This is a genomic window from Ramlibacter sp., assembly GCF_028291745.1.
Classification (GTDB): Bacteria; Pseudomonadota; Gammaproteobacteria; order Burkholderiales; family Burkholderiaceae_C; genus Ramlibacter.
In genome coordinates, this window is record NZ_JAQGNQ010000104.1 from 41,148 (window position 1) to 49,756 (window position 8,609).

Here is an 8,609-nt window from a genome sequence, read left to right on the forward strand (position 1 = left end):
TCCTTCCTGTCTTGCTTAGCTACGTTCGAGTTCAATGTCGATCCCGAGCGAGCGGATTTCCTTCACCAGCACGTTGAACGACTCCGGCATGCCGGCCTCGATCGCGTGCTCGCCCTTGACGATGGACTCGTACACCTTGGTGCGGCCCTGCACGTCGTCGGACTTCACGGTCAGCATTTCCTGCAGCGTGTAGGAAGCGCCGTAGGCTTCGAGCGCCCACACTTCCATCTCGCCGAAACGCTGGCCACCGAATTGCGCCTTGCCGCCCAGCGGCTGCTGCGTGACCAGGCTGTAAGGGCCGGTCGAACGGGCGTGCATCTTGTCGTCCACCAGGTGGTGCAGCTTGAGCACGTGCATGTAGCCGACGGTCACCGGGCGCTCGAACTGGTCGCCGCTGCGGCCGTCGGAGAGCCAGGCCTGCGTGCGCGTGGCCGTGAGGCCCTTGCGCTTGGCCACGTCTTCGGGGAAGGCCATCTGCAGCATGTTGCGGATTTCCTGCTCCGATGCGCCGTCGAACACCGGCGTCGCGAAGGGCACGCCCTTGGCGAGCTGGCCGGCCATCTCGATCACCTCGGTGTCGGTCAGGTCGCCCAGCGCTTCCTTCTTGCCGGACTTGTTGTACAGCCCGTCGAGGAAGGAGCGAACTTCGGCAATCGCCGACTCCTGCTGCAGCAGGTCGCCGATGCGCTGGCCGATGCCCTTGCCGGCCCAGCCCAGGTGCACTTCCAGCACCTGGCCCACGTTCATGCGCGAAGGCACGCCCAGCGGGTTCAGCACGATGTCGCACGGCGTGCCGTCGGCCATGTAGGGCATGTCTTCGACCGGAACGATCTTGGACACCACACCCTTGTTGCCGTGGCGGCCGGCCATCTTGTCGCCGGGTTGCAGGCGGCGCTTGACGGCCAGGTAGACCTTGACCATCTTCAGCACGCCCGCCGGCAGCTCGTCACCCTGCGTGAGCTTCTTGCGCTTCTCTTCGAACGCGAGGTCGAAGCTGTGGCGCGTCTGCTCCAGCGAGTTCTTGATCGACTCGAGCTGCGAGGCGACCTCGTCTTCGGCCGGGCGGATGTCGAACCAGTGGAACTTCTCGACCGAGTCCAGGTAGGCCTTGTCGATGTTCGTGCCCTTGGCCAGCTTCTGCGGGCCGCCGTTGGCTTCGCGGCCGGTCAGCAGCTTGGCGATCCGGTCGAACGCGTCGGCTTCGACGATGCGCAGCTGGTCGTTCAGGTCGAGGCGGAAGCGCTTGAGTTCATCGTCGATGATCTGCTGGGCGCGCTTGTCGCGCTGGATGCCTTCGCGGGTGAACACCTGCACGTCGATCACGGTGCCTTGCGAGCCCTGGTCGACCCGCAGCGAGGTGTCCTTCACGTCGGAAGCCTTCTCGCCGAAGATGGCGCGCAGCAGCTTTTCTTCCGGCGTCAGCGTGGTCTCGCCCTTGGGCGTGACCTTGCCCACCAGCACGTCGCCCGGTTGCACTTCGGCACCGACGTAGATGATGCCGGACTCGTCCAGGCGATTGAGCTGCTGCTCGGACAGGTTCGGGATGTCGCGGGTGATTTCTTCCGCGCCCAGCTTCGTGTCGCGGGCCATCACCACCAGTTCCTCGATGTGGATCGAGGTGTAGCGGTCGTCGGCCACCACGCGCTCGCTGATCAGGATCGAGTCTTCGAAGTTGTAGCCGTTCCAGGGCATGAACGCGACCAGCATGTTCTGGCCGAGCGCCAGTTCACCCAGGTCGGTCGAGGCGCCGTCGGCGATCACGTCGCCCTTGTCGATCTTGTCGCCGCGCGCAACGATGGGACGCTGGTGGATGTTGGTGTTCTGGTTGGAACGCTGGTACTTGATCAGGTTGTAGATGTCCACGCCGACTTCACCGGCCTGGGCTTCCGCGTCGTTCACGCGCACCACGATGCGGGTGGCATCGACGTAGTCGACCCTGCCGCCGCGGGTGGCCGTGACCACCGTGCCGGAGTCGATCGCGGAGACGCGCTCGATGCCGGTACCGACGAAGGCCTTCTCGGGACGCAGCACCGGCACCGCCTGGCGCTGCATGTTGGCGCCCATCAGCGCGCGGTTCGCGTCGTCGTGCTCGAGGAACGGCACGAGCGAAGCGGCGACGGAGACGATCTGCGCCGGCGACACGTCCATGTACTGGATGCGGTCGGCGGACACCAGGATCGATTCGCCCTTTTCCCGGGCGCTAACCAGATCACCGGTCAGGCGGCCTTCGGCATCCAGCAGCGCGTTGGCCTGGGCGATGACGTACTTGCCTTCCTCGATGGCCGACAGGTAGTCGATCTCCATCGTGACCTTGGCTTCGTGCACACGGCGGTACGGCGTCTCGATGAAGCCGTATTCGTTCAGGCGCGCATACAGGGCCAGCGAGTTGATCAAGCCGATGTTCGGGCCTTCCGGCGTTTCGATCGGGCACACGCGGCCGTAGTGGGTGACGTGCACGTCGCGCACTTCGAAGCCGGCGCGCTCGCGCGTCAGGCCGCCCGGGCCGAGGGCCGAGACGCGCCGCTTGTGCGTGATCTCGGACAGCGGGTTGGTCTGGTCCATGAACTGCGACAGCTGCGACGCACCGAAGAACTCCTTGAGGGCCGCGGAAATCGGCTTGGAGTTGATCAGGTCGTGCGGCATCAGCGGCTCTTGTTCGGCCTGGCCCAGACGCTCCTTCACGGCCTTCTCGATCCGAGCGAGACCGGTGCGGTACTGGTTCTCGGCCAGTTCGCCGACGCAACGCACGCGGCGGTTGCCCAGGTGGTCGATGTCGTCGACTTCGCCGTTGCCGTTGCGCAGGTCCACCAGGATCTTCACCACCGACAGGATGTCGTCGTTGGTCAGCACCATGGGGCCGTCGCTGGTGTCGCGGTTGACCTTGGCGTTGAACTTCATGCGGCCCACGCGCGACAGGTCGTACGTGTCCGGGTTGTAGAACAGGCGCTGGAACAGGGCCTGCACCGCGTCCTCGGTCGGCGGCTCGCCGGGGCGCATCATGCGGTAGATGGCGACGCGGGCGGCGAACTCGTCCACGGTCTCGTCGATGCGCAGCGTCTGCGACATGTACGGGCCCTGGTCCAGTTCGTTCGTGTAGATCGCCTGGATGTCCTGGATGTGGGCGCCGCGCAGCTTCTTGAGCAGCGCTTCGGTCAGTTCGTCGTTGGCCTTGGCAATGATCTCGCCGGTGTCCGGGTCGATGATGTTGCGGGCGACGACGCGGCCGACCAGGAAGTCTTCGGGCACGCTGATGTGCGTGGTGCCGGACTGCTCCAGCTCGCGCGTGTGGCGGGCCGTGACGCGCTTGTCCTTCGGCACGACGACCTTGCCGGACTTGTCGGTGATGTCGAAGCGGGCGACTTCACCGCGCAGGCGGTCGGCGACGAACTCGAGCTGCGCGCCCGTGTCCATCAGGCGGAAGTTGTCGTTGACGAAGAAGTTCGCCAGGATCGTTTCCGGCGTCAGGCCGATGGCCTTGAGCAGGATCGTGACCGGCATCTTGCGGCGGCGGTCGACGCGGAAGTACAGCACGTCCTTCGGATCGAATTCGAAGTCGAGCCAAGAGCCGCGGTAGGGAATGATCCGGGCGGAGAACAGCAGCTTGCCCGAGCTGTGCGTCTTGCCCTTGTCGTGCTCGAAGAACACGCCCGGGGAGCGGTGCAGCTGCGAGACGATGACCCGCTCGGTGCCGTTGATGATGAACGAGCCCTTGTCGGTCATGAGCGGCACTTCGCCCATGTAGACCTCCTGCTCCTTCACTTCCTTCACCACCTTGGAGCCGGGGGTCGAGGACTCGCGGTCATAGATGATCAGCTGCACCTTGGCGCGCACGGCCGAGGCGAAGGTGAGTCCGCGGGTCTGGCACTCGCGCACGTCGAACGCGGGCTTGGCCAGGTTGTACTCGATGAACTTCATCTCCACGAAACCGTTGTGGGAGACGATCGGGAAGGCGGAGTCGAAGGCCGCCTGGAGGCCTTCGATGGTGCGCTTCTGCGGCGCGCTGTCGGCTTGGAGAAAGGCGGTGTACGCATCCTTCTGCATCTGCAGCAGGTACGGCACTTCGAGCACGCTGTCGCGTTTGCCGAAGCTCTTGCGGATGCGTTTGCGTTCGGTGTAAGAGTAGGCCATGAAGTCTCCGGGCTAGGAATCACGAGGATTCGGCAACTGTCGCGCGCCAGGCGGGGCGCATTCTTGGCGGGTTGGCCACTACCAACCTTGGCGGACGGCACCGCATTGCACGGCGCCCGAACCAAGCAGTCTTCTGCAGTCGGATCAGAAAACACTAGGGAATCGGTTGGAGGTTTGCACGAGAGCGTTGGTTCTCTGCAAATCCACCCGATTTCCTGGTGGTCTCTACAAGCAGCAAAGGCTGGAGGCCTTTGCAGGGCCTCCAGCCTTCCAGGGTGAACGCAATTACTTGAGTTCGACCTTGGCGCCGGCGTCTTCCAGCTTCTTCTTGGCAGCGTCGGCGTCAGCCTTGTTCATGCCTTCCTTGACGGCCTTGGGAGCGCCGTCGACCAGGTCCTTGGCTTCCTTGAGGCCCAGGCCGGTGATTTCACGCACGGCCTTGATGACGGAGACCTTCTGCGCACCGGCTTCCATCAGCTGCACGGTGAACTCGGTCTTCTCTTCGGCCACCGGGGCGGCGGCACCGCCACCAGCACCAGCCGGAGCGGCCATCGCGGCGGCGGAAACGCCGAACTTCTCTTCGATGGCCTTGACCAGGTCATTGAGTTCCATGACGGTCATGCTGTCCAGCGCCGTCAGAAAATCGTCTTTGTTGAATGCCATTTTGAACTTTCCTGAATAAGTTGGTGTTGAGCAGGGCTGTTATCAAGCAGCAGCCGGCTCTTCCGTTTGAGCCGCCGGCTCTTCCCGTTTTTTCGCCAGAGCGCCCAGCACGACTGCGGTGCGGGAGATGGGCGACATCAGCAAGCCGCAAAGCTGCGCCAGCAGAACTTCCTTGGAGGGAATGTTCGCCAGCTGCTTGACGCCGTTGACATCCAGGGCCTTGCCCGCGAACGCACCACCGCGAATGACCAGCTTGTCGTTGGTCTTCGCGAAGTCGGCCACCACCTTGGCGGCGGCCACAGCGTCCACGGAGAAGCCGTAGATCAGCGGACCGGTCATCTGGTCACCGATCACTTCGAACTGGCTGCCCGCAACGGCGCGGCGGGCCAGGGTGTTCTTCAGAACACTCAGGTCCACGCCAGCGCCGCGCGCGGCAACGCGCAGCTTCGTCATGTCGGCGACCGTGATGCCGCGGTATTCCGCCATCACCAGCGTTTGAGCTTTAGCGGCGAGAGCGGTCACTTCTTCAACGACCGCGTGCTTCTCACTGCGATTCAGACTCAAGGTCTACTCCTTCAATTGCGCTTGGGGTTGCCCCGTTTGCGCGCCCTTGTTTCAGCGACCAACCGTCTTCAGAAATCTCACGAGATCTTTCAGTCAGCGGGATCGCCATCTGCGTTGGCTGTCCGGAGCCGGAGGCGACCTCCGATCTCTCGCGATTAAGAGGCTCGCGCCTCGCCAACGGTCTTGGATGGCCCACCGGTTGCCCGGTGGCCCACCACACCGGCCAGGTTGCCCCGGCCAATCATGATCAGAGGTGCCCGAGCAGCGCGCTGCGCGCTCCTCAGGCACCTGGTAGTGCTACGCCGCCTGACCCGGCGTGGCGTTCAGCGTCTGGATGTCGACGCGCACGCCGAGGCCCATCGTCGACGACACGGCCACCTTGCGCAGGTACACACCCTTGCTGGTCGCCGGCTTGGACTTGTTCAGCGCATCGATCAGCGCCAGCAGGTTGCCGTGCAGCTTGTCCGAGTCGAACGAGCGGCGGCCGAGCGTGGCGTGGATGATGCCGGCCTTGTCGGCGCGGTACTGCACCTGGCCGGCCTTGGCGTTCTTCACCGCGGTGGCGACGTCGGGCGTGACGGTGCCGACCTTCGGGTTCGGCATCAGGCCGCGCGGGCCCAGGATCTGGCCCAGCGTACCGACCACGCGCATGGCGTCCGGCGCGGCGATCACCACGTCGAAAGGCATGTCGCCAGCCTTCACACGGGCAGCCAGATCGTCCATGCCGACGATGTCGGCGCCGGCGGCCTTGGCTTCTTCAGCCTTGGCGCCCTGGGCGAATACGGCCACGCGCTTGGTCTTGCCGGTGCCATTGGGCATCACGACGGCGCCGCGAACGACCTGGTCCGACTTCTTCGGGTCGATGCCCAGCTGCACGGCCACGTCGATCGATTCATCGAACTTGGCGGTGGCGGCATCCTTCACCAGACCCAGGGCGTCGCCCAGCGGGTACAGCTTGTTGCTGTCGACCTTGCCTTGCAGGGCCTTCTGTTTTTTGGTGAGCTTGGTCATTACACGCCTTCCACAGTCACGCCCATCGAACGGGCAGAGCCAGCCAGGGTGCGCACCGCGGCGTTGATGTCCGCGGCGTTCATGTCCTTGAGCTTGGTCTTCGCAATTTCCTCGAGCTGGGCCCGGGTGATCTTGCCGACCTTGTTGTTGTGCGGCGTGGCAGATCCCTTGTCCAGCTTGATGGCCTTCTTGATCAGGACCGTCGCGGGCGGGGTCTTGATGATGAAGGTGAAGCTCTTGTCCGCGTACGCAGTGATCACCACCGGCAGCGGCAGACCGGGCTCGACGCCCTGGGTCTGGGCGTTGAACGCCTTGCAGAACTCCATGATGTTAAGGCCACGCTGGCCCAGCGCCGGGCCGATCGGCGGCGACGGATTGGCTTTACCAGCTGGCACTTGCAGCTTGACAAAACCGACGATTTTTTTCGCCATGGTTTCTTACTCCTTGCGGGTGATAGCGCCTGGGCTCTGGTCTTTCACAACCTGCCTCGGCTCCCCGGGGTTTGACAGCTCAGGAAAAGCATTTCGCGCCGAGCTGAAAGGCGCGAAAGCGGCGTCAGGTCTTTTCGACCTGACTGAATTCCAGTTCGACCGGCGTCGCACGTCCGAAGATCGTGACCGACACGCGGACCTTGTTCTTTTCGTAGTTCACTTCTTCCACGGTGCCGTTGAAGTCGGTGAACGGGCCGTCCTTGACGCGAACGTATTCGCCGACCACGAACTCCACCTTGTGGCGCGGCTTCTCGGTGCCCTCTTCCATCTGGCCGAGGATCTTGCCCACTTCCTCTTCTGAAATGGGCGCGGGGCGATTCTTCGCGCCGCCGACGAAGCCGGTCACCTTGTTGGTGTGCTTGACTAGGTGCCAGGTGTCGTCGTTCATGATCATCTGGACCAGCACGTAACCCGGATAGAAGCGCCGCTCGGACGTCTTCTTCTGGCCGTTCTTGATCTCGACCACTTCTTCCGTCGGCACCAGGATCTCGCCGAACATGTCCTGCATGCCGGCCCGCATGATGCGTTCGCGGATATTGCGCTCGACGGCCTTTTCCATGCCGGAGTAGGCATGGACCACGTACCAGCGCAGATCCGGGTTCACCGGCTTGGCCGGGGTCTCGGGCTGCGAATCGCCCGCGAGGGTTTCGATTTCACTCATTACTTTTTCCACCCAAGAATCGCGTCATAGAACAGCCACTCGAGCGTCTTGTCGGTGAGCCACAGGAACAGCGCCATGATCACGACGAAGCCGAACACATAGGCCGTCATCTGGATGGCCTCCTTGCGGGTCGGCCAGACGACCTTCTTGACCTCTTTCCACGCGTCGCGGCCGAAGGCCACGAACTGCTTGCCGGGCTCGGAGACCATGAACACCACCACGGCGGCAGCCAGGCCAACGATCAAGGCGCCCCATTGCGCGATCTGGCCTTGCTTGCCGAGCAGGTAGAAGGCCACCAGGGCGGCGATGACCAGCGCGAATGCCGCGGCCAGCTTGGCCTTGTCGGCGCTGGTACTGACGGTTTCAACTTGAGAAGTGGCCATTTGCCGCGTTTTCCTGACTTCAGTTCACTGCGTCTCTAGAAGAGACTAACCCGCCGGGTCACGGCGGGTCTTTTCTGCGCTCCCGTCACGGTCGGTGATGGGCTTGTTGGTTGCCACTCAGGTGGCAGGGGCAGTAGGAATCGAACCTACAACCTTCGGTTTTGGAGACCGACGCTCTGCCAATTGAGCTATACCCCTGTATCCGTGTATCCGCTTCGCTCCGACAGAAAACGTCCCCGCTGCGCGTGGCCGTCCTGCGATTTTTATTCGAGAATCTTTGCGACCACGCCGGAGCCGACAGTCTTGCCGCCCTCGCGGATGGCGAAGCGCAGGCCTTCCTGCATGGCGATCGGGTTGATCAGCTTGACCGTGATCGACACGTTGTCGCCCGGCATGACCATTTCCTTGTCCTTGGGCAACTCGATGGCGCCTGTCACGTCCGTGGTGCGGAAGTAGAACTGGGGCCGGTAGTTGTTGAAGAACGGTGTGTGGCGCCCGCCTTCGTCCTTGCTCAGCACGTAGACCTCGGCGGTGAAGTGCGTGTGCGGCTTGATGGAGCCGGGCTTACACAGCACCTGGCCGCGCTCGACCTCTTCGCGCTTGGTGCCGCGCAGCAGGATACCGACGTTGTCGCCGGCCTGGCCCTGGTCCAGCAGCTTGCGGAACATCTCGACTCCGGTGCAGGTGGTCTTGAGCGTGGGCTTGATG

Annotated in this window: 8 protein-coding genes and 1 tRNA gene; all 9 read right to left on the reverse strand. The window is 63.5% G+C overall.

The window, feature by feature from the left end; genetic code table 11:
* Positions 1–15: 15 nt before the first annotated feature.
* A complete protein-coding gene (gene rpoB / locus JWP60_RS19550; protein WP_299795099.1) occupies positions 16–4,128 on the reverse strand; it encodes a DNA-directed RNA polymerase subunit beta in 4,113 nt (1,370 codons plus the stop codon).
* A gap of 285 nt (positions 4,129–4,413) precedes the next feature.
* A complete protein-coding gene (rplL, locus tag JWP60_RS19555; RefSeq protein ID WP_299795101.1) occupies positions 4,414–4,791 on the reverse strand; it encodes a 50S ribosomal protein L7/L12 in 378 nt (125 codons plus the stop codon).
* Positions 4,792–4,833: 42 nt separating this feature from the next.
* Positions 4,834–5,355 (reverse strand): 50S ribosomal protein L10, encoded by a 522-nt coding sequence (gene rplJ, locus JWP60_RS19560; RefSeq protein ID WP_299795103.1) that lies wholly within the window; start codon positions 5,353–5,355, stop codon positions 4,834–4,836.
* 297 nt (positions 5,356–5,652) lie between these two features.
* Complete coding sequence (rplA, locus tag JWP60_RS19565) at positions 5,653–6,366, reverse strand: 50S ribosomal protein L1 (protein ID WP_299795105.1); 714 nt, start codon at positions 6,364–6,366, stop codon at positions 5,653–5,655.
* Positions 6,366–6,797: a 50S ribosomal protein L11 gene (rplK, locus tag JWP60_RS19570; protein ID WP_299795107.1), complete on the reverse strand. Its 432-nt coding sequence runs from the start codon at positions 6,795–6,797 to the stop codon at positions 6,366–6,368. Before rplK ends, rplA begins: the two co-directional genes overlap by 1 nt.
* A 124-nt stretch (positions 6,798–6,921) precedes the next feature.
* A complete protein-coding gene (gene nusG / locus JWP60_RS19575; protein ID WP_299795109.1) occupies positions 6,922–7,518 on the reverse strand; it encodes a transcription termination/antitermination protein NusG in 597 nt (198 codons plus the stop codon).
* Positions 7,518–7,901, reverse strand: a complete 384-nt coding sequence (gene secE, locus JWP60_RS19580; RefSeq protein WP_299795111.1) for a preprotein translocase subunit SecE — start codon at positions 7,899–7,901, stop codon at positions 7,518–7,520. Before secE ends, nusG begins: the two co-directional genes overlap by 1 nt.
* 122 nt (positions 7,902–8,023) lie before the next feature.
* A tRNA-Trp gene (locus JWP60_RS19585) sits at positions 8,024–8,099 on the reverse strand.
* Positions 8,100–8,164: 65 nt separating this feature from the next.
* Positions 8,165–8,609, reverse strand: a 445-nt coding sequence (locus JWP60_RS19590) for an EF-Tu/IF-2/RF-3 family GTPase (RefSeq protein WP_299795113.1), incomplete at its 5' end; no start/stop codon positions are given.